Genomic DNA, 19186 nt, shown 5'->3' with positions numbered 1-19186 from the left:
TCGGCCCCGCCCGGCCTCAGTCGCCCGGCTCGGCCTCGGAGCGCCTCGTCACGCGCACCTCGGCGATGCGTCGGCGATCCATCGCCGTAACCTGGAGCGTCGCCCCGTCCACGTCGACCGCATCTCCCACCCAGGCGAGCCGGCCGAGGTGCTCGATGACGACCCCGGCGACGGTGTCGGAGGCGCCTCGGGGCAGGTGCACCCCGGTGGCCTCCTCGACCTCGAGCAGGTTGAGCCGGCCGTCGACGACGTCGTCGCCGGAGGCCGGCAGGGCGGCGGGGTCGTACTCGTCGACGATCTCGCCGACGACCTCCTCGACGAGGTCCTCGAGGGTGACGATGCCGTCGGTGCCGCCGTACTCGTCCACGACGACGGCGATGTGGTGCCCGTCGGCTCGCATCCGGGTGAGGGTCGGCAGCACCCGTGCGGTGGAGGGCACGTAGGGCACGGGCCGCACGAGTCGCTCCACGGGCCCCTCGGGGTCAGCCCCGACCGCCTCGAACAGGTCGCGGACGTGCACGAAGCCGACGAGGTCGTCGATGGAGCCCTCGGAGACCGGGTAGCGCGAGAACGGCAGATCGCGCACGGAGGCGACCGCCTGCGAGATGGTCGAGGCGACGGCCAGGGCCGTCACGTCCGGACGGGGCCGCATCACCTCGCTGACCTGTCGGCCCCGCAGGGAGAGCACGTCGTCGAGGATCTTCCGCTCGTCGTCGGGAAGGCCCTCGTGGCTCGCGACGATGTCGCGCACCTCCTCGTCGGTCAGCTCCTCGCCGGTCTTGTGCGGATCGCCGCCCAGCAGACGCACGAGGGCGTTGGTCGACACCGAGAGCAGCCAGATGATCGGACGCATGAGGGTCGCGAAACTGCTCAGCACCGGCGCGACGGCGTAGGCGAACTGCGCGTTGCGCTGGATGGCGAGGCGTTTGGGCACGAGCTCACCGAGCACGAGCGACAGGTAGGCGATGAGCAGCGTCAGCAGGACGGTCGAGAGGGTGAGCGCGAGCGCGGCGTCCGCTCCCGCCGCCTCGAACAGCGGTGCGACCGACGGCGCGAGCGAGGTGGCCCCATAGGCCGCCGACGCGAAGCCCGCGACCGTCACGCCGATCTGGACGGCGGACAGGAACGTGTTCGGGTTTCGGGCAAGCGCGGCGACCTTCTCCCCGCGCCGTCCGCGGGCGGCGATCGCGCTGAGCTGGCTCTCGCGCAGCGTCACGAGGGCCATCTCGGTCGCGGCGAACACGCCGCCGATCAGGACGAACAGGACCACGAGGGCGAGGTTCCAGATGAGGTCACCGCTCATCGCAGGCGCTCCTTGGGCGGGTGGGGGCTCGGAGGGCGTATCGGGAGGGCGTCGCGGCCGGCGTCATCGGTCCTGCTCGGCCGGTGTCGCCGGCTCGCGCTCGTTCGCGGTGCTCTCGCCCCGGGTCGAGAGGAGGCTGGCCACGGTGGCGACGGCGACGGTGGTCCCGATGAAGGCCAGGGAGAACCAGATCGGGATCTCCGGCGCCCACAGCATCGGCTCGCCGCCGTTGATGAAGGGGAGCTCGTTGACGTGCATGGCGTGCAGCACCAGCTTGACGCCGATGAAGGCGAGGATGACGGCGAGGCCCTGCGCGAGGTAGACGAGGCGCTCGAGCAGGCCGCCGATCAGGAAGTACAGCTGGCGCAGGCCCATGAGCGCGAAGGCGTTGGCCGTGAAGACGATGTAGGCCTCCTCGGTCAGGCCGTAGATGGCCGGGATCGAGTCGACGGCGAAGATCAGGTCGACGAAGCCGATCGCGATGATCGTCAGCAGCATCGGGGTGACGAAGCGGCGGCCGTCCCGGCGCACGGTGAGCCTGTCCTCGGCATACTCGTCGGTGACCGGGAGATGACGGCGCACGAAGCGCATGAAGCGCCCCTGGGAGGGGTCGTTCTCGCCGTGCGTGAACGCCTGGCGGTAGGCGAGGACCAGCAGGAGCGCCCCGAAGACGTAGAAGACCCACGAGAAGTTCTCGATGAGCGCCGCCCCGACCGCGATGAACCCGCCGCGCAGGACCAGGGCGATGACGATGCCGATCATCAGCACCTTCTGCTGGTAGATCTTCGGCACGGCGAAGCCGGTCATGAGGACGAGGAACACGAAGAGGTTGTCGATCGACAGCGCCTTCTCGGTGAGGTAGCCGGCGAAGTACTCGCCGCCGTGCCGCCAGTCGACGACGACGCCGAGGCCGACCCCGAAGAGCAGCGCGAGCACGATGTAGAACACCGACCATCGGGCGGACTCGCCGAGGGTGGGCTCATGGGCCCTGCGGACGTGGGCGAAGAACTCGTAGACGAAGAAGGCGATCGTGACGGCGAACGTGATCGCCCAGACGAGGGGTGTGGGACTCACCGGGGGGTCTCCTGGAGATGGCGCGAGCGAAGGACGCCAGAGTCTCTTCCATCCCGCGCTGCGGGACCGGCGACCCGGGATGCGCGTGCATCCGGAGTGACGAGTCGGCCGTGTCGGAGTACTCCCCCTGGGAGCGCCCACCGTACGGGGTCCGCCTGGACGTCCCTGGGAACTCGCCGCACACGCGGTCGGCCGTGACCCCTCGCTGCGACCACGGGCGGGTCCGGCGGCGCACGCAGGAACGGGCGAGGCCCCGAGACCTGTTCGTCTCGGGGCCTCGACCATGACCTCTGTGGTGCCCGCGACAGGATTCGAACCTACGACCTTCTGCTCCGGAGGCAGACGCTCTATCCACTGAGCTACGCGGGCGTACCGCACGAGTCTAGCAACGTGCTGGCCCCGTGCCGACCCTCGGGAGGGCCTGGGCTGCGAGTGAGGCGCAGGTCACCGTGCGGCGCGGCCGGTCGGCGGCGGTCCGCGGCGCGCCGTGCCTCCGCTCAGGCGGCCGCGATGTCCGCGGGCAGCGGCAGCTGGGCGCCGTGGAGGATGGCCGACGGGTCCGCGGCGATGCCGAGCGGGCTCGGATCGGCGCCCGAGCGCACGAGCAGGTCCCCGACGGCGGCGATCATCGCGCCGTTGTCGGTGCACAGCGACATGGGAGGGATCCGCAGCTCGACGCCGGCCGCGTCGCACCGCTCCTGGGCGACGGCGCGCAGCCGCGCGTTCGCGGCCACCCCGCCGACGATGACGAGGGTGTCCAGGCCCTTCTCGCGCACGGCGCGCAGCGACTTGGTGACGAGCACGTCCACGACGGCCTGCTCGAAGGACGCTGCGATGTCCGCCACGGGCACCGCGTCGCCGCGCCGCTCGATGGTCTCGACGGTGCGCGCGACCGCGGTCTTCAGCCCCGAGAAGGAGAACGTGTAGGGCGCGTCGCCGGCCCGCAGCAGCGCCCGGGGGAACCTGAACGCCTCGGGGTCGCCGTCGACAGCGGCGCGCGAGATCGCGGGGCCGCCCGGGTAGCCGAGGCCCAGCAGGCGCGAGACCTTGTCGAAGGCCTCCCCGGCGGCGTCGTCGAGGGTGTCGCCGAGGTGCTCGATGGGATCGCGCACGAGGTCGCGCACGTGGAGGATCGAGGTGTGGCCGCCCGAGACGATGAGGATGATGCTCTCGGGGGGCAGGGCGCCGTGGGCGAGGGTGTCGGCGGCCGCGTGGCCGGCGAGGTGGTGCACCCCGTACAGGGGGACGTCGAGCGCCCAGGCGATCGACTTCGCGGCGGCGAGGCCCACGTGCACGGCGGTCGCCAGGCCGGGGCCGCTCGTCGCGGCGACGTGGGTGATGTCGCGCAGGCCGACGCCCGCGTCGGCGAGCGCGATCCGCAGGGTCGGCACGGCTGCCTCGAGGTGGGCGCGGGCCGCGATCTCGGGGACGACGCCGCCGAACTCGGCGTGCTGGGCGGCGCTCGAGGCGAGCCCCTGCCCGAGCAGCACGCCGTCGCTGACGATCCCGAAGCCGGTCTCGTCGCACGAGGACTCGACGCCCAGGACGACCGGGGTGCGGGTGGTCGGCGCGCTCATCGGAACAGCGACATGGGGTCGGAGTAGGCGCCCGCGGTGTCCATCTTCGCGAAGTGCAGGTGGCAGCCGGTCGAGCGGCCCGTGGAGCCCACGAGGCCCACGGTCTGGCCCTTGTCCACGTGCTCGCCGACCGTCGTCGAGAACTCCGAGAGGTGGTAGTAGCCGGTCACGACGCCGTTGCCGTGGTCGACCTTGACCCGGTTGCCGGAGGACGAGTTGTACTCGACGGCGATCACGGTGCCCGCCTGGGCGGCGCGCGCCGGGGTGCCGCACGCGGCGGCGAAGTCGACGCCGTCGTGGAGCTTGCGGGTGCCGAGCGTGGGGTGCACGCGCCAGCCGTACCCGGAGGAGATGGGGGCGTCGACGGGCTTCATGTAGCCGTCGCCCGAGGCGACGATGTCCTCGAGCGTCGTCTCGTCGGCGCCGACGGCGGCCGCCGCCGAGAGGTTGGAGGTCACGGCCGAGTCGGCGTACGAGGTGGTCGCGGCGCCGTCGACGGCCGACACGGGCAGCGCGACGGGCGCGGCGGCCGCGACGCTCTGGGTGTGGGCGACGGGCTGGGCGTCGGCGGAGAGCGAGGCGGGCAGGGCGGAGGCGCCGGGAGCCGGCTGATCGGCGGTGGCCGAGGCGAGCGGCACGGCGATGGTCGCGGTGGCGAGCGCGCCGAGCACGCCGACCTTGACGATGCCGGCCGAGACCACCGCGGAGTCGCGATGGGAGGCCCGGGCCGAGGTGGCCAGCGGCCGCATGTGGGCCCGGCCGGTCGCGCGATGGTTCGCCACGTGGTTGCCTGCTTCCGTTCGACGTCAAGGATCCAGTCCGGTCGCGACGCCGGACGGGGAAGGGCGCGTCGCCGATACTGACGTCGATCAGGCTAGTGACGGCGACGTGGGCCGCCGGAGGGGGCCGCGGCGATGATTACCGACTCTTTGCCGCGCCTCCCCGTCACGGGGGCGTCTCTTGACGTTCACGCGGATTCCGGGTGATGCCGACCACGCGGCGGCCCGGGCGCCTGGGACGCACGTCACGTGACGTGCGTCCCGCACACCGAGGGGCGGTCCGCTGCTCAGACGCCGTGGCGCTGCATGACGTCCTTGACCTCGCCCACGAGCTCCTCGAGCACGTCCTCGAGGAAGACCGCGCCGACGCTGCGCGCGCTCGGCGAGTCCACACGGGCCATGTGCGCGCCGTTGTACTGCATGGCGCGCAGGGCCTCCTCGACGTCGTCGTCGTCGGCCACCGACACGACGGCGCGCACGATCCCGGGGTGGATGGGCTCGTCGTACGCCGAGGCGGGCGCGTCGGGCGGCAGGATGACGTCCTTGAGGTGCACGTAGCCGACGAGGTCTCCCGCGTCGTTGCGCACGCCGATGCGGCTGTAGCCGGTGCGGGCCACGAGCTCCTCGATGCCCGCCGGGGACACCTCGTAGGTGACGGTCACGACGTCGTCCATGGGCACCATCACGTCGCGCGCGGTGTGCTCGGAGAACTGGATCGCGCCGCGCAGCAGCCCCTGGTCGTCGGCCAGCAGGCCCTCGCGCCGGGACTCGTCGACGATGACCGCGATCTCCTCGGCGGTGAAGTCGGCCTCCACCTCGTCGCGCGGCTGCACGCCCAGCATGCGCAGGATCGCGTTGGCGGTCGCGTTGAGCATCCAGATGATGGGCGTGAACACGCGGGCCACGGCCGCGAGCGGCGTCGCGAGCGCGATCACGGCGCCCACGGGCATCGCGATCGACAGGTTCTTGGGCACCATCTCGCCGAGCACGACGTGCAGGTAGGAGGCGATGAGCAGGGCGATCGCGAAGGCGATCGGATGCACGAGGGCCTCGGGGGCGCCGACCGCCTCGAGCAGCGGCTCGACGTAGTGGGCGATCGCGGGCTCGGCGACCGCGCCCAGGGTGACCGAGCAGACGGTCACCCCGAACTGGGCGGCGGCGAGCATCACGGAGACGTGCTCGATGGCCCACAGCGCGGTCTTGGCGCCGGCGCGGCCCTCGGCCACGAGCGGCTCGAGCTGGCTGCGGCGCGCCGTCATCACGGCGAACTCGGCGCCGACGAAGAAGGCGTTGCCCGCGAGCATCGCGAGGCCGAGGATCAGGGCGGCGGCGTCACTCATCGTCGTCACTCTCCTCGGGGGCGGGGACCCGGGCGGCGGCATCCACGACGACGAGGCGCACGAGGTCCACGCGCCGTCCGTCCATGTGCAGCACCTCGAGGCGCAGGCCGTCGCGCTCGATCACGTCGCCGGCCACGGGGATGCGGCGCAGCACGTCCATCACGTAGCCACCCAGGGTGTCGTAGTCGGAGGACTCGGGCACGAGCACCCCGAGCTCCCGGCGGATCTCGTCGGGCCGCATGAGGCCGGACACGGTCCAGCCGTCGGCGCCCTCGACGAACCGCTCGGGCTCGTCCTCGTCGTGCTCGTCGCTCACCTCGCCCACGATCTCCTCGATCACGTCCTCGAGGGTGACCAGGCCGGCGGTGCCGCCGTACTCGTCGACGACGACGGCGAGCTGGGCGCCCACGTCGCGCAGATCGAGCAGGAGCGCGTCGAGGCCCACGGTCTCGGGGATGCGCGGGATGTCCCCCATGAGGGCGCGCACCGATGTCGACGCGCGGTCCGCGCGGGGCACCGAGATCGCCTGGCGCGCCTGGACCACGCCGATCACATCGTCCTCCGAGCCCTCGATGACCGGGAAGCGCGAGTGGCCGCTCGTGCGGGACAGCTCGAGCACGTCCTGGGCGCTCGCGCCCGCGTCCACCGCGATCATGGCGCCGCGGTGGGTCATGACGTCGCCCGCCTCGCGCTCGGCGAGCTGGAGGGTGCGGCTGAGCAGCACGGCCGTGCCGCGGTCGAGGGTGCCGGCGCGTGCCGAGTGGCGCACGAGGTACTCGAGCTCGGCTGGCGAGCGGGCGGCCGACAGCTCCTCCTGGGGCTCGACGTTGACCAGGCGCAGGATCGCGTTGGCCGTCGAGTTGAACACGGCGATGAGCGGCCGGAAGACGGTCGTGAACGCGTGCTGGAGCGGCGCGGCGATGCGTGCGGTGCGCAGCGGGTCGGCGATCGCGAGGTTCTTGGGGACGAGCTCGCCGAAGATCATCGAGAAGGCGTAGGCGATCGCCATCGCGGCGACCACGGCCACGGGCGTCACCGCGCTCTCGGGCACGCCGACGGCGTCGGCGAGCGGCGTGAGCAGGGTGGCCAGCGGGTCCTGGACGGCGAAGCCGAACAGCAGGGTGGTGATGGTGATGCCGAGCTGGGCGCCGGAGAGGTTGGTCGACAGGTGCGTGAGCGCCGACAGCACGCCGGCGGCGCGCCGGTCGCCGTTCGCCTGGGCCTTCTCGACCGTGTGCCGGTCGAGGGCCACGAGGGAGAACTCCGAGGCCACGAAGATCGCGGTGCCGAGCGTCAGCAGGACGCCGACGCCGAGGAGGACGAAGGTCATCGCACGATCCCGATCGGTCGGCGGGACCGGGCTGGCCTCGGGGGTCGGGACGACGGGACGGACAGGGGACGACGCCCGGGGGCGTCGGCGCGCACCGCGGGGCACAGGCCGCTCAGGGTGCGCGCGCCGGTACTCGGCACGGGCGAATCGCTCATGATGGCGAGGATTCTACGGGAGGCGCGTGTGCCCATCCAGTGAACGTCCAGGGCAGTCCCCGCCGTTCGCCGGACGCGCACACACCGCGCCGTTACAGTGACGCCATGTCGAGCCCGAGACCCCCCGAGAAGCGTGCGCACCCCTCCCCCGGCGCGCCCGAGGCCTCCCCGGCGGCGAGCACGCGCGTCGTCGTGGTCGAGGACGAGCCCACGATCGCCCGGGCGATCGCGGACCGTCTCGTCGCCGAGGGCTGGGCCGTGACCGTCGCGGGCGACGGCCCCTCGGGGGTCGAGGCGGTCCGTCGCACCGAGCCGGACCTCGTGGTTTTGGACGTCATGCTGCCGGGCTTCGACGGCCTCGAGGTGTGCCGGCGCATCCAGTCCGACGCGCCCGTCCCCGTGCTCATGCTCACGGCGCGGGACGACGAGACCGACATGCTGGTGGGCCTCGGCGTCGGCGCCGACGACTACATGACCAAGCCCTTCTCGATGCGCGAGCTCGTGGCGCGGCTGAAGGCCCTGCTGCGCCGGGTGCAGCGCTCTCCCGCGCCCGCCGTCGCGGAGACGCAGGCGACCGGGATCCTGCAGATCGGCGACCTCGTGGTCGACCGCGCGAGCCGGCGCGTGACGCGCGCGGGCGAGCCGGCCCACCTCACCCCCACCGAGTACGACCTGCTGCTGTGCCTGGCCCAGACGCCCGGCACCGTGCTCACCCGCGAGCAGCTGCTCGCGGACGTGTGGGACTGGGTCGACGCGACGGGCACGCGCACCGTCGACTCCCACGTCAAGGCGCTGCGCCGCAAGCTCGGCCCGGATCTCGTGCGCACCGTGCACGGCGTCGGCTACGCCCTCGAGGTGCCCGAGGACGAGGACGAGACCGAGGCATGAGGCCCGCCGTGAGCATGTCGGCGCCCGATCCGCGCGAGAGCGCGCCGGGGCTGCGCCCGCTGCGGCTCCTGCCCTCCTTCAAGGTCAAGCTCGGGGTCCTGGTCGCCGTCTCGGTCACCGTGGCCGCCGCGCTCGCGTGGCTCGGCGTCCGCGCGGGTCTGCATCCGCTCATCACGATCCCGGTGATCGTAATCATCGCGCTCGTCATCACGCAGATCCTCGCGCGCGGCATGACCTCGCCGCTGCGGCAGATGACCCGCGCGGCCCAGGCGATGGCGCGCGGGGACTACTCCCAGCCGATCACGGCGACCTCGCGCGACGAGGTGGGCCAGCTCGCCGAGGCCTTCACAGTGATGGCGCGCGACCTCGAGGAGACCGACCGCATGCGGCGCGACCTCGTGGCCAACGTCTCCCATGAGCTGCGCACGCCCGTCGCGGCCCTGCGGGGCCAGCTCGAGAACCTCGTCGACGGCGTCACCCAGGCCGACCCCGCCTCGCTCCAGGTCGCGCTCACCGAGACCGAGCGTCTGTCCCGGCTGGTCGACCATCTGCTGGACCTGTCCCGGCTCGACGCCGGCGTGATCCAGCTGGACCCGCAGACGATCGAGATCACCCCTTTCCTGCACGAGGCCGTCGACCACGCCTCGCTCGTGGCGCGGGCGCGCGGACGCGACGTGCACTGGACCATCGACGTGCGCCCGGCCGACCTGACGGTCGACGCGGATCCCGAGCGCATCCACCAGGTGATCGCCAACCTCCTCGACAACGCCTCGCGGCACTCCCCGGCGGGCGGCCGGATCCGGGTGACCGCGGCCCCGGGCGAGCACGGGGACGGCGTGTGGCTCGAGGTCCGCGACGACGGCCCCGGGATCGCCTTCGAGGACCGTGAGCTGGTGTTCGAGCGCTTCCAGCGGGGAGGCAGCGCCGACTCCTCGGGCGGGACCGGGCTCGGCCTGGCGATCGCCCGCTGGGCCGTCGCGCTCCACGGCGGACGCATCGAGGTGCTCGACGACGACCTTCCCGCCCACCGCGAGTCGGGGCGCTCGTCCGTGATCCGCGTGACGCTCCCGACGAAACCGTGAGGCGCGGGACACGGGCGCAGGGGCCGGGCGCCCCCGGAGCGGTTAGGGTGGAGCGCACCCACTTTCGAGAACACCAGAAGGCTGGCGATCAGAGCGTGTCACAGCAGACACACGATCAGGATCTCTCCGGTTCCGACCCCGAGTTCGGCCCCAATCAGTGGCTCGTGGACGACCTGCACCGGCAGTGGGCCGAGGACCCCTCGAGCGTCGACCCGTCGTGGGCCGAGTTCTTCCGCGGCCGCGCCGCGCAGGAGCCCCGCCCGGACGACGCGACCCCCGGTCCCGACCCCGCCCCGCAGTCCCCCGAGCCCGTCGATCAGGGAGGCACGACCGCGCGGGACGAGCGTCCGGCCGACACCGCGCCGCCGGCTCCCGCCGCGGACGTGCCCTCGGCCCCCGCCGAGAGGGCCGAGGCGCGACAGACGAACCCGGACGCCGCCCCCTCGACGATCGCCGCGAGCGCCCCCGCGGCTCCGTCCGCCCCTGCCGCGGAGGCGTCCGCCGCGGGAAGGACCACCGCCGAGAAGCCGAGCGCCTCGACGTCCCGCAGCACCACCTCCACCTCCGCCCCCACGCCCCGCACCTCCGCCCCCGCCGCGACGCCCTCCAAGGACCACACCGCTCCCATGACTGCCAGCGACTCCCCCGCGCCCACGGTCTCCAGCACGTCCGACCGCCCCATGCGGTCCCGTGCCCCGCAAGAGGCCCCGCCCCGCCCCGATCCGATCGAGCCCGAGGTCGTCAAGCTCCGCGGCCCCGCCGCGGCCGTCGTGCGCAACATGGACGAGTCGCTCAGCGTGCCGACCGCGACGAGCGTGCGCGACGTGCCCGTCAAGCTCCTGTTCGACAACCGCACGGTCATCAACAACCAGCTCAAGCGGGCCCGCCAGGGCAAGGTCTCCTTCACCCACCTCATCGGCTACGCGATGATCGAGGCGATCACCGAGATGCCGGACATGAACAACGGCTTCGACGTGGACGACAAGGGCAAGCCCGTCATGCTGCGCCGGGCCGACATCAACTTCGGCCTCGCGATCGACATGCCCCGCCCCGACGGCTCGCGCTCCCTCGTGGTGCCGAGCATCAAGGGGGCCCAGCACCTCGACTTCCGCGGCTTCTGGAAGGCCTACGAGGACGTCGTGCGCCGTGCCCGCGGCAACAAGCTGACGATGGACGACTTCACCGGCACCACGGTCTCGCTCACCAACCCCGGCGGCATCGGGACCGTGCACTCGATCCCCCGCCTGATGAAGGGCCAGGGCACGATCGTCGGCGTCGGCGCGATGACCTACCCGGCGCCCTTCCAGGGCGCGAGCGCCGAGACCCTCGCGGACCTCGCGATCTCCAAGGTCATGACGCTCACCTCGACCTACGACCACCGGATCATCCAGGGCGCCGCCTCGGGCGAGTTCCTCAAGATCGTGGCCGACAAGCTGCTGGGCCAGGACGGGTTCTACGACCGGGTGTTCGAGTCGCTGCGCATCCCCTACGAGCCCGTGCGCTGGGTGCCCGACAACCCCCTGCACGACTCGCCGGAGGAGAAGTTCGCACACGTCGTGGACCTGATCCACAGCTTCCGCGTGCGCGGGCACCTGATGGCCGACATCGATCCGCTGCGCTACCGTCAGCGCACCCATCCGGATCTCGACGTCCAGACCTACGGCCTCACCCTGTGGGACCTCGACCGCACCTTCCCCACGCGCGGGCTGGGCGGCACCTCCACGATGACGCTGCGCGACATCCTGGGCGTGCTGCGCGACGCGTACTGCCGCACCGTCGGCGTGGAGTACATGCACATCACGGACCCCGAGGAGCGCCAGTGGCTCCAGGACCAGTTCGAGACGCCGCGCCCGCCCATGTCCAAGGAGATCCTCACCCGGATCATGGACCGCCTCAACGCCGCCGAGGCGTTCGAGACGTTCCTGCAGACCAAGTTCGTCGGCCAGAAGCGTTTCTCGCTCGAGGGCGGCGAGTCGCTCATCCCGCTGCTCGACTCCCTCCTGCACGACGCGGCCCACCACGACATCGACGAGGTCACGATCGGCATGGCCCACCGCGGCCGGCTGAGCGTGCTGTCCAACCTCGCGGGCAAGAGCTACGGCCAGATCTTCCAGGAGTTCGAGGGCACGAGCTCGAGCCTCGGCTCGGGTGACGTCAAGTACCACCTGGGCACCGAGGGCACGTACACCTCGCGCGACGGCGTGACCACCAAGGTGTACCTGGCCGCGAACCCCTCACACCTCGAGGCGGTCAACCCCGTGCTCGAGGGCATCACGCGCGCCAAGCAGGACCGCCTGAACCGGGCCGGCAGCGAGTTCCCGGTGCTGCCGATCCTCATCCACGGCGACGCCGCGATGGCCGGCCAGGGCGTCGTCACCGAGACCCTCAACCTCTCGGAGCTGCGCGGCTACCGCACGGGCGGCACGGTCCACGTGGTCATCAACAACCAGATCGGCTTCACGACCGAGCCCAGCTCGTCGCGCTCGTCGTACTACTCGACGGACGTCGCCAAGGCGACCCAGCTGCCGATCTTCCACGTCAACGGGGACGACGCCGAGGCCTGCGTGCGGGTCGCCGAGATCGCCTTCCAGTACCGCCAGAAGTTCCGTCGCGACGTCGTCATCGACATGGTGTGCTACCGCCGCCGCGGCCACAACGAGGGCGACGACCCGTCGATGACGCAGCCGCTCATGTACTCCCTCATCGAGGAGAAGCCGAGCGTGCGCAAGCTGTTCACGCAGGCCCTGATCGAGCGCGGCGACCTCACCGAGGACGAGACCGCGGACGTGGTGCGCAACTTCCAGCACCACCTCGACGAGGCGTTCTCGGCGTCCCGCTCGGAGTCCGGCTCGTCGTCGAAGAACTCGGTGGCCGGGCTCGACCTGCCCGCGGCCCAGCGCAAGCACCACGCGTCCGAGCCCGTCGACACGGCCGTCGACGCGAGCGTGCTCGAGCGCATCGGCGACGCCCACGTCGCGATGCCCGACTCCTTCACGGTCCACCCGAAGCTCGAGCCGCTCATCCGCAAGCGCCAGAAGATGGCGCACGAGGGCGGCATCGACTGGGCGTTCGCGGAGCTGCTGGGCTTCGGCTCGCTGCTCATGGAGGGCACGCGCGTACGCCTGGCCGGCCAGGACTCGCGCCGCGGCACGTTCACCCAGCGCCACAGCGTGCTGATCGACCACCGGGACCAGGACACCTGGACCCCGCTCCTGCACCTCTCGGACGACCAGGCCCGCTTCAACGTGTACGACTCGTCGCTGAGCGAGTTCGCGGCGCTCGGCTTCGAGTACGGCTACTCGGTCGAGAGCCCCGACTCGCTCGTGCTGTGGGAGGCCCAGTTCGGCGACTTCGTCGACGGCGCCCAGACCATCATCGACGAGTTCATCTCCTCCTCCGAGCAGAAGTGGGGCCAGAACTCGGCGGTCGTCTTGCTCCTGCCCCACGGCTACGACGGCCAGGGGCCCGACCATTCGTCGGCCCGCATCGAGCGCTTCCTGCAGCTGTGCGCGGAGAACAACATGCGGGTGGCCAACCCGTCGAGCCCGGCCAACTACTTCCACCTGCTGCGCCGGCAGGCGAAGTCGGAGCCGCGCCGCCCCCTGATCGTCTTCACACCCAAGTCGATGCTGCGCAACAAGGCGGCGGTCAGCCCGGTCGAGGAGTTCACGTCGGGCGGCTTCCGCGCCGTGATCCCCGACACCCAGGCCGATCCGGCATCCGTGACCAAGGTGCTGCTCACGAGCGGCAAGCTGCACTGGGACCTCGCCGCGCATCGCGCGTCGGAGGACATCCAGGACACCGCTCTCGTGCGCGTCGAGCAGCTCTACCCGCTCCCGGCCGAGGAGCTCACCCAGGCCCTGTCCGCCTACCCCGACGCCGAGCTGCGCTGGGTGCAGGAGGAGCCGTCCAACCAGGGCGCCTGGGGCTTCATGGCCGTCAACTTCACCGAGCAGGTGGGACGGCCGATCCGCCACGTGGCGCGTCCGGCCTCGGCCTCCCCGGCCGCGGGCAGCGCACGCGTCCACAAGGCGGAGCAGGCCGACATCGTCGAACGCGCCTTCGCGAACTGATCATCCGGACGCAGGCCGCCGCTGGGTACAGTGGCGGCCCCGTCCCCTGCCCACGAGCACGTAGTCCGAGGAGGCCCCGTGTCCGAGACGATGCACGTCTTTCCCCGCATCCGCCTGATCGCCCTGGGCGACGAGCTGCTCGCCGGCATCGGCGACGCGCGCGCCCTGGGCTGGTTCGGGCGGGCGGTCGCCCGGGTGCAGGGGCCCGACGCGCGGATCGAGATGTTCCCCGTCGCCCTGCCGGGCGACACCTCCGCGTCGCTCGCCGAGCGCTGGGACCGGGACGTGGCGCCGCGCATCGACTCCGAGGGGATGGCGACCGGGGCGCTCGACCACCGCGTCGTGATCGGCCTCGGCTCGGGCGACGTGACGAGCGGGATCTCGCTGGCCCGGTCGCGCCTGAACCTCGCCAAGGTGCTCGACGGCCTCGAGCGCCAGCGCATCGCCGCCTTCGTGGTCGGTCCCCCGCCCAGCAGCGATCGCGGCCGCACCGCCGCGATCCGTGAGCTGTCGGGCGCCTTCGAGGACGTGTGCGCACGGCGCCGCGTCCCGTACGTCGACACGGTCGACGCGCTCGACGGCCACGACCAGTGGGTCACCGACCTCGCCCGCACGGGCGCCCAGCATCCCGCCCAGACGGGCTACGGCCTCATGGCCTGGCTCGTGCTGCACGGCGGCTTCGGGCGCTGGCTCGGCGTCGAGGACTGAGCACCGCCAGTGCCCGGGCGCGCCCGTCCAGCCCGTGCCACCCGTGTCTCCTGTCCCACCCGGGCCCTCCGGTCCCACGACCGGCCTCGATGAGTCCGGTGGCGGACCGTCGGCGTCCGATCTCGGTCCGCCAGCGGGCATCTGCCGCATCGGCACCGACGACCTTCGTGCCCGGGCACGCCCCGGGCGTGGGGCACGGCACGTGTCCGAGCCCCGTCGCCGCGACCGGGAGACCCGGGGGCTGTGGCACAATAGCGGGGTTGTCCGCTGCGGCGAAGGAAGGAGAGCCGACATGAGCAAGCGCGGTCGCAAGCGCAAGGCCCGTCGCAAGAACGGCGCCAACCACGGCAAGCGCCCCAACGCCTGAGCCGTGGCCCATGAGCCGAAGAAAGGCCCCTCCCGCACGGGAGGGGCCTTTCTGGTCGTCCGGTGACCGCTGCGGCGGGGCCTCAGGAGGCGGGGGCGCCGCCCTCGCGGCTCCGGGTGCGGTAGGTGGTCACGGTCACGCGTCGGTACTCGATCGCGATGCGCTCACGCAGAGCCGGCGGCGCGGCGTCGGCCGCGCAGCAGCGGCGCACGAGCGCCTTCATGCGGCGCACCCGCTCGACCTCCTCGGCGCACTCGGGGCACGTCTCGAGGTGACGCTGCAGGCGCTCGGCGAGCTCGGGCGACAGCTCGCCGTCGAGCGCCTCCTCGAGCGCGTAGAGGCCCGCGGCCTCGTCCTCTGCGGCCCGCGGGCGCTGCTCACGGTCGTTCATGCGGTCTCCTCCCGACGGGACCGGCTCTCGTCCCGCACCATCCCGATCTCGCGGGCGTGGTCGGCCAGCAGCTCGCGCAGCTGGCGCCGCCCGCGGTGCAGCCGGGACATCACGGTCCCGATCGGGGTCTCCATGATCTCGGCGATCTCCTTGTACGCGAAGCCCTCGACGTCGGCGAGGTAGACCGCCATCCGGTAGTCCTCGCGCAGGGAGGCGAGCGCCTCCTTGACGGCGGAGTCCGGGAGACGGTCGAGCGCCTCGGCCTCGGCCGATCGCAGGCCCTCGCTCGAATGGGAGCCGGCCTCGGCGAGCTGGTAGTCGGTGACGTCCTCGCTCCAGGACTCCTGGGGCCGGCGCTGCTTGGACCGGTACGACGAGATGTACGTGTTCGTCATGATCCGGTAGAGCCACGCGCGCAGGTTGGTGCCGGGCGTGAAGCGGTCGCGCGCGCGGAACGCCTTGAGGAAGGTCTCCTGGACCAGGTCCTCGGCATCCTGCGGGTTGCGCGTCATGCGCAGCGCGCCGCCGTAGAGGGAGTCGAGGTGGGCGAGCGCCTCGGCCTCGAAGTCGAAGTCGGCGGCGTCGGGCCGGGCCTCCGGGGCGCGCCCGAGGTCGTCCGCTGCGGGCTCGCCCGAGGCGGACGTCGCGGCGTCGTCGGGCGCCGCGGGACCGGCGGAGTGGTCGGTGGTGCTCATCGGGCCCGACGATACGCCACCGCGCTCGGGCCGCCCCGGGAAGGGGTGCGAGCGCGGCCGGCGTGCGGAGCGCGCGGCCACGGGCGTCTCGAGCACTGCCGTCACGTGCCTGCCTCCTCGGCTCCCGGTGTCGTCCGTCGTCGTGGAGCCGACGGCGACCGCTCGGTCGGTCACGGCCTCCTCGGCTCCGCCCGGTGCAACGCACGATGCCTCTGCGGTGTTCCCGATGCCGTCGGCGGCGGGACGCCGTCGCGGCTCCGGGAGGGAGGCGATAACCTGGCCGTGTCCGGGGTCACCCCGCCTTCCGACCATGAACGTGAGGACACCATGTCGCTGATCCGACGCATCGCCCGCCCGCTGATCGCCGCCCCCTTCATCCTCGAGGGGGTGCGCACGGCTCTGCACCCCGAGCGTGAGATCGACGTCGCGCCCGCCGCCTTCGGGCAGGTCGACAAGGCGCTCGCCAACACCTCGGTGCCCAAGGCCGTCGACGCGCGCGCGATCGTGCGCGGCGCAGGCGTCGTCGCCGCGGGCGCCGGCATCATGTACGCCACCAACCGCGCGCCCCGCCTGTCGGCGGCCCTGCTGCTGGCCACCACCTCCGTGGGCATCGCCAACCGCAAGAAGGTCTGGGAGCTGCGCGGCGAGGAGCGGATCCAGGAGATCCAGTCGATCCTCACCGACGCCGGCCTGCTCGGCGGCGTGCTGCTCGCGGTCGCCGACACCGACGGCAGCCCCTCCGTGGGGTACCGGGTCAACCGCCTCGTCGAGCGCGGCCAGAAGAGCGCCGCCAAGAAGCAGCGCGAGCTCGAGAAGTCCGCCGACAAGCTGGGCCGCAAGGTCAAGAAGTCCGATGTGCGCAAGAAGGCCGAGAAGCTGCAGAAGCAGGCCGGCAAGAAGGCGGGCGAGTTCCAGAAGCAGGCCGGCAAGAAGGCCGACGAGCTGCAGAAGAGCGCCTCCAAGGCGTTCGACCACGCCGCCAAGTCCGTCCACGACCAGCTCGGCTGACGAGGTGTCGGCCGAGGTCACCTGGACCGCCCCGGTGGCGACGGGCCCCGTGGACGCTCTCGTGCGCGTCCCGGGGTCGAAGTCGCTGACAGCCCGATGGATGCTGCTGGCCGCGCTCGCGTCGTCGCCGACGACGCTGCGCGAGCCGCTCAACTCGCGGGACACCCGCATCATGCGCGACGCGCTCGAGCGTCTCGGCGCCCGCTTCATCGCCGAGCCCGGGGCCCTGCACGTCGAGGGCATCGACGAGAGCGCGCCGGCAGGGCCCGTCGAGGTCCACACCGGGCTCGCCGGGACGGTCATGCGCTTCGTGCCGCTGATCGCCGCGCTGCACGACGGCGACGTCCGCTTCACGGGCGACGACGCGGCGCTCGTGCGCCCGATGGGCCCCGTGATCGCCGCCCTGCGCGCCCTGGGCGTCGAGGTCACCGAGCACGGTGCGCCCGAGCGTCTGCCGTTCACGGTGCACGGCCGCGGGCACCTGCCGGGCGGCGTCATCGAGATCGACGCCTCGGCCTCGAGCCAGTTCGTCTCGAACCTGCTGCTGGCCGGCGCCCGCGCGGACACCGAGCTCGTCGTCCGCCACACGGGCTCCTCGCTCCCGTCGCTGCCGCACGTCGAGATGACGCTCGCCGTGCTGGAGCGGGCGGGCGTCCGGGCGTCCCATCACGTGACGGAGACGGGCGCCCACGAGTGGAGCGTCACCCCGGGACCCGTCGAGATCGGCGAGGTGGTCGTCGAGCCCGACCTCTCCAACGCCGGTCCCTTCCTGGCCGCGGCCCTCGTCGCGGGCGGCACCATCGCGATCGCCGACTGGCCCGAGCGCACCACCCAGCCGGGCGACGCCTACCGCGAGCTGCTGGCCCGCATGGGCGGCCAGGTCGAGCGGGAGGACGCGGACCTGTGCGTGACCGGCATCGGTGCGATCCACGGGATCGACGCCGACCTCTCCGCGGTCGGGGAGCTCACCCCCACCGTCGCCGCCCTCGCGGTCCTCGCCGACTCCCCCAGCCACCTGCGAGGCATCGCGCATCTGCGCGGCCACGAGACCGACCGGGTCCACGCGCTCGCCGTCGAGCTCGAACGGCTCGGCGCACGCACCGTCGAGCACCCGGGATCCCTCGAGATCCATCCCAGGCCGCTGCACGGGGCGGTGTTCGAGACCTACGAGGACCACCGCCTCGCGACCGCGGGCGCGATCATCGGCCTGCGGGTCCCGGACGTCCGCGTCGTCAACGTGCAGACCACGCAGAAGACGCTCCCGGACTTCGTGGGGATGTGGCTGTCGATGCTCCACACGAATGCGCCGGCCGGCCTGACGTGGTGACGCGCCCGTGATCCGCCGCGGCCGTGACCTCGACGAGTCCGACGTGCGGATCCGCCCCAACCCTCGCGGCTCGCGGCCCCGCACGAAGGAGCGCCCCGCCCACAAGGACGCCGTGCCCGCCCGGGTCGTCGCCGTGGACCGGGGACGCTGGCGCACCGTCGTCGACGCGGGCGGTGCCGACGAGCGCGAGGTCACCGCGATGCGCGCCCGGGAGCTGGGGCGCTCCCCCGTGGTCCCGGGCGACGTCGTGGCCCTGACGGGGGACACGAGCGGCGCCAAGGACACCCTGGCCCGGATCGTGCGCATCGAGGAACGCAGCTCCTTCCTGCGCCGCAGCGCCGACGACGACGACTCGACCGAGCGGCCCCTCGTGGCCAACGTCGACCTCGTCGTGATCGTCACCGCGCTCGCGGACCCCGAGCCGCGACCGGGCATGGTCGACCGCTGCCTCGTGGCCGCGTACGTGGCCGGCATCGACACCCTGCTGGCGCTGACCAAGGCGGACCTCCGCGAGCCTGACGAGTTCCTGCGCGACTACGCGCCGCTCGGCGTCGACCACGTCGTCACCCACGTCGACCCCGACGGCACGATCGCCGGCCTCGACGAGCTGAGGGCGCGGCTCGAAGGCCGCATCAGCGTGCTCATCGGCCACAGCGGGGTGGGCAAGTCCACCCTCCTGAACGCCCTCGTGCCGGGCACCGACCGCGCCACGGGAGCCGTCAACGACGTGACCGGGCGCGGGCGCCACACGTCGAGCTCGGCGCTCGCGCTGCGCCTGCCCGACCGCAGCGGCTGGGTGATCGACACGCCCGGCGTGCGCTCCTTCGGCCTCGGCCACGTCGACCCCGACGAGCTGATGGACGCCTTCGAGGACCTCGCGCCGCTCGCCGAGGAGTGCCCCCGCGGCTGCACGCATCTGGCCGACGCCCCGGACTGCGCGCTCGACGAGGCCGTCGCCGAGGGCCGGGCGGGCACGGCCGGCCCCTCGCGCCTGGCGTCCTACCGGCGCCTGGCCGAGGCCCTGCGCCGCAACGATCCCTGGGAGGCGTGAGGCGCGGCGTCTGCGAGCTGTGGCGCTGTGCGCCCCGG

The 19186-nt window shown here is 72.7% G+C and carries 16 protein-coding genes and 1 tRNA gene; 8 read left to right on the top strand and 9 right to left on the bottom strand.

Annotated features, from left to right (window positions below):
• Positions 1-16: 16 nt before the first annotated feature.
• From BRM3_RS09950 to BRM3_RS09920, 7 genes are all read right to left on the bottom strand, one after another.
• Positions 17-1303: a hemolysin family protein gene (locus BRM3_RS09950; RefSeq protein WP_263593168.1), complete on the bottom strand. Its 1287-nt coding sequence runs from the start codon at positions 1301-1303 to the stop codon at positions 17-19.
• A 63-nt stretch (positions 1304-1366) separates the two neighbouring features.
• The gene (locus BRM3_RS09945) at positions 1367-2377 is read right to left on the bottom strand and encodes a TerC family protein (protein ID WP_263593167.1); all 1011 of its coding nucleotides are present in this window, start codon (positions 2375-2377) and stop codon (positions 1367-1369) included.
• A gap of 293 nt (positions 2378-2670) precedes the next feature.
• Positions 2671-2746 (bottom strand) — tRNA-Arg (locus tag BRM3_RS09940).
• A 128-nt stretch (positions 2747-2874) separates the two neighbouring features.
• A complete protein-coding gene (gene tsaD / locus BRM3_RS09935) occupies positions 2875-3954 on the bottom strand; it encodes a tRNA (adenosine(37)-N6)-threonylcarbamoyltransferase complex transferase subunit TsaD (protein WP_263593166.1) in 1080 nt (359 codons plus the stop codon).
• A complete protein-coding gene (locus BRM3_RS09930) occupies positions 3951-4736 on the bottom strand; it encodes a M23 family metallopeptidase (protein ID WP_263593165.1) in 786 nt (261 codons plus the stop codon). Before BRM3_RS09930 ends, tsaD begins: the two co-directional genes overlap by 4 nt.
• Before the next feature lie 284 nt (positions 4737-5020).
• Entirely contained in the window at positions 5021-6073 is a 1053-nt protein-coding gene (locus BRM3_RS09925; protein ID WP_263593164.1) for a hemolysin family protein, read from the bottom strand.
• Complete coding sequence (locus BRM3_RS09920; protein WP_263593163.1) at positions 6066-7403, bottom strand: hemolysin family protein; 1338 nt, start codon at positions 7401-7403, stop codon at positions 6066-6068. The genes BRM3_RS09925 and BRM3_RS09920 overlap by 8 nt, the downstream gene beginning before the upstream one ends.
• A 260-nt stretch (positions 7404-7663) precedes the next feature.
• Here BRM3_RS09920 and BRM3_RS09915 point away from each other — a divergent pair, with 260 nt between their 5' ends.
• The 5 genes from BRM3_RS09915 (at position 7664) to BRM3_RS15160 (ending at position 14676) form a co-directional block, all read left to right on the top strand.
• Entirely contained in the window at positions 7664-8446 is a 783-nt protein-coding gene (locus BRM3_RS09915; RefSeq protein WP_263593162.1) for a response regulator transcription factor, read from the top strand.
• The gene (locus tag BRM3_RS09910; RefSeq protein WP_263593161.1) at positions 8443-9528 is read left to right on the top strand and encodes a sensor histidine kinase; all 1086 of its coding nucleotides are present in this window, start codon (positions 8443-8445) and stop codon (positions 9526-9528) included. The genes BRM3_RS09915 and BRM3_RS09910 overlap by 4 nt, the downstream gene beginning before the upstream one ends.
• 95 nt (positions 9529-9623) lie before the next feature.
• A complete protein-coding gene (locus tag BRM3_RS09905; RefSeq protein WP_263593160.1) occupies positions 9624-13601 on the top strand; it encodes a multifunctional oxoglutarate decarboxylase/oxoglutarate dehydrogenase thiamine pyrophosphate-binding subunit/dihydrolipoyllysine-residue succinyltransferase subunit in 3978 nt (1325 codons plus the stop codon).
• 90 nt (positions 13602-13691) lie between these two features.
• Positions 13692-14309 (top strand): GDSL-type esterase/lipase family protein, encoded by a 618-nt coding sequence (locus tag BRM3_RS09900; protein WP_263595438.1) that lies wholly within the window; start codon positions 13692-13694, stop codon positions 14307-14309.
• Between the two features lie 292 nt (positions 14310-14601).
• Positions 14602-14676, top strand: coding sequence for a 50S ribosomal protein bL37 (locus BRM3_RS15160; protein WP_396121923.1), 75 nt, complete (start codon positions 14602-14604; stop codon positions 14674-14676).
• Positions 14677-14758: 82 nt separating this feature from the next.
• Here the strand turns inward: BRM3_RS15160 and rsrA are convergent, their stop codons facing one another.
• Both rsrA and BRM3_RS09890 read right to left on the bottom strand, forming a co-directional pair.
• Positions 14759-15067, bottom strand: a complete 309-nt coding sequence (gene rsrA, locus BRM3_RS09895) for a mycothiol system anti-sigma-R factor (protein WP_263593159.1) — start codon at positions 15065-15067, stop codon at positions 14759-14761.
• Positions 15064-15762, bottom strand: a complete 699-nt coding sequence (locus BRM3_RS09890; RefSeq protein WP_263593158.1) for a sigma-70 family RNA polymerase sigma factor — start codon at positions 15760-15762, stop codon at positions 15064-15066. Before BRM3_RS09890 ends, rsrA begins: the two co-directional genes overlap by 4 nt.
• A 327-nt stretch (positions 15763-16089) precedes the next feature.
• Here BRM3_RS09890 and BRM3_RS09885 point away from each other — a divergent pair, with 327 nt between their 5' ends.
• Genes BRM3_RS09885 through rsgA form a run of 3 tightly spaced genes read left to right on the top strand, consistent with a single transcriptional unit; the run spans position 16090 to position 19148 of the window.
• The gene (locus BRM3_RS09885) at positions 16090-16770 is read left to right on the top strand and encodes a hypothetical protein (protein ID WP_263593157.1); all 681 of its coding nucleotides are present in this window, start codon (positions 16090-16092) and stop codon (positions 16768-16770) included.
• Positions 16771-16774: 4 nt separating this feature from the next.
• Positions 16775-18097, top strand: coding sequence for a 3-phosphoshikimate 1-carboxyvinyltransferase (gene aroA, locus BRM3_RS09880; RefSeq protein WP_263593156.1), 1323 nt, complete (start codon positions 16775-16777; stop codon positions 18095-18097).
• A 7-nt stretch (positions 18098-18104) separates the two neighbouring features.
• Positions 18105-19148, top strand: coding sequence for a ribosome small subunit-dependent GTPase A (rsgA, locus tag BRM3_RS09875; RefSeq protein WP_263593155.1), 1044 nt, complete (start codon positions 18105-18107; stop codon positions 19146-19148).
• Positions 19149-19186: the final 38 nt, after the last annotated feature.

The organism is Brachybacterium huguangmaarense (genome assembly GCF_025725725.1).
In the GTDB taxonomy this organism is placed as follows: domain Bacteria; phylum Actinomycetota; class Actinomycetes; order Actinomycetales; family Dermabacteraceae; genus Brachybacterium; species Brachybacterium huguangmaarense.
The sequence above is the reverse complement of the archived record's forward strand: the minus strand, read 5'-3'. Positions and strand labels throughout refer to the sequence as shown.